This is a genomic window from uncultured Limnohabitans sp. (genome assembly GCF_937889215.1).
Classification (GTDB): Bacteria; Pseudomonadota; Gammaproteobacteria; order Burkholderiales; family Burkholderiaceae_C; genus Limnohabitans_A.
Window position 1 is genome coordinate 1 of the sequence record NZ_CALBEX010000536.1, and the last position, 1,598, is coordinate 1,598.

The window sequence follows — 1,598 nt, forward strand, 5'->3', positions numbered from 1 at the left end:
ATGCGGGTTTGTGCGGAGTTGCAATGGCTTTTGATCATGTGATGATTGTGCAACTGGTCTGACCACTTGTCCAATTCACGTTATCCCTGATCACCCCCATGCCTTTGCAAACCGTGGCCCCGCAACGCCTGTACCGCCAGATTGCCGAACAACTTCGGCAATTGATGGTGTCGGGCGAGTTCGCTTTGGGTTCGCGGCTACCGGCCGAGCGCGACTTGGCCGCGCAACTGGGCGTGAGCCGCCCCTCGGTGCGCGAAGCCCTCATTGCGCTGGAGGTTGAGGGCATGATCGAGGTGCGCAACGGCTCTGGCATTTATGTGCAGCGCAACCAACCCCAGACCAAAACGCTGACCAACAGCGATCACGATGCCAACACCCCCGCCGACTGGGGACCCTTGGAGGTGATGAGCGCCCGTTTGCTGGTCGAGGCCGAAGTGGCAGCCCTTGCCGCCACCCACGCACAAAAGGCAGACCTCAAAGCCATCAAGGCCGGCTTGCAGCAAATGAAGCTCGAAGCTGCGCGCGACCAGGTGCCGCGTGGAGGCGACGAGGCCTTTCACGCAGCCATTGCCCATGCCTGCGGCAACAGCGTGCTGCTCGACACCGTGCAACGCTATTGGCAAGCGCGCAACGGTCCGCTGTTCGAGCGGCTGGGCGACTACTTTGAACACCCCGAATCCTGGCAATCGGCCATTGGCGAACACCAGCAGGTGCTGCTGGCGATTGAGGCACACGACACCAGCGCGGCCCGCAAGGCCATGCAAAAGCACCTGAGGCAAGCCCACAAAAGATACAGCGCGAGCTGGCGCCGCGCACCCGCCCGTTAGGGTGGTTTTTCTGTTCCCGCGTCAGCAAATTTCAACCCCAACGAGGAGACAAAGATGAGCAAACGATTCACACTGAAAACCATGGCCGCCGTCGGCGCAATGGCCCTTGGCACAATGCTGGTCAGCACCGGTGCCATGGCCCAGCAAAAACTGAAATGGGCCCACGTCTACGAGACCGCCGAGCCCTACCACACCGAATCGGTTTGGGCCGCTGGCGAAATTAAAAAGCGCAGCAACGGCAAATTCGACATCCAAGTCTTCCCTGCCTCCTCGCTGGGCAAAGAGACCGACATCAACCAAGGCTTAACCCTGGGCACGGTGGACATGATCATCAGCGGCCCCTCATTTGCCGCCCGCACCTACCCGCGTTTTGGCATTGCCTACTACCCCTTCATCTTCCGTGATGGCGACCACCTGATTGCCTATTCCAAGAGCCCGGTGTTCCAAGAAATGGTGAGTGAGTTCCGCGCCAAAACAGGCATCCAGGTCACGGCTTACACCTACTATGGCGCACGCCACACCACAGCCCAAAAAGCCTTCACCAATTGCGCGGGCATGAAGGGCCTCAAGATTCGTGTGCCCGATGTCGCAGCCTACCGCGCCACGCCAGAGTCGTGCGGTGCCAACCCCACGCCGATTGCTTTTGCCGAGGTGTATTTGGCTCTGCAAAACGGCACCGTGGAGGCACAAGAAAACCCCTTGACCACCATCGAAGCCAAGAAGTTCTATGAGGTGCAAAAGGCCATCATGCTGACCGGTCACATCGTGGAC

General features: G+C 59.6%; 2 protein-coding genes. Both read left to right on the top strand.

Annotated elements, in window-relative coordinates:
- The first annotated feature begins 98 nt into the window (after positions 1-98).
- Complete coding sequence (locus tag Q0341_RS13540; protein ID WP_299514312.1) at positions 99-827, top strand: FadR/GntR family transcriptional regulator; 729 nt, start codon at positions 99-101, stop codon at positions 825-827.
- 54 nt (positions 828-881) lie between these two features.
- The coding region (dctP, locus tag Q0341_RS13545) for a TRAP transporter substrate-binding protein DctP (protein WP_299514315.1) at positions 882-1,598 on the top strand (717 nt) is incomplete at its 3' end.

Coding starts and splice junctions, on each gene's coding strand:
- Q0341_RS13540 (WP_299514312.1), top strand. CDS start 99: ATGCCTTTGCAAACCGTGGCCCCGCAACGCCTGTACCGCCAGATTGCC.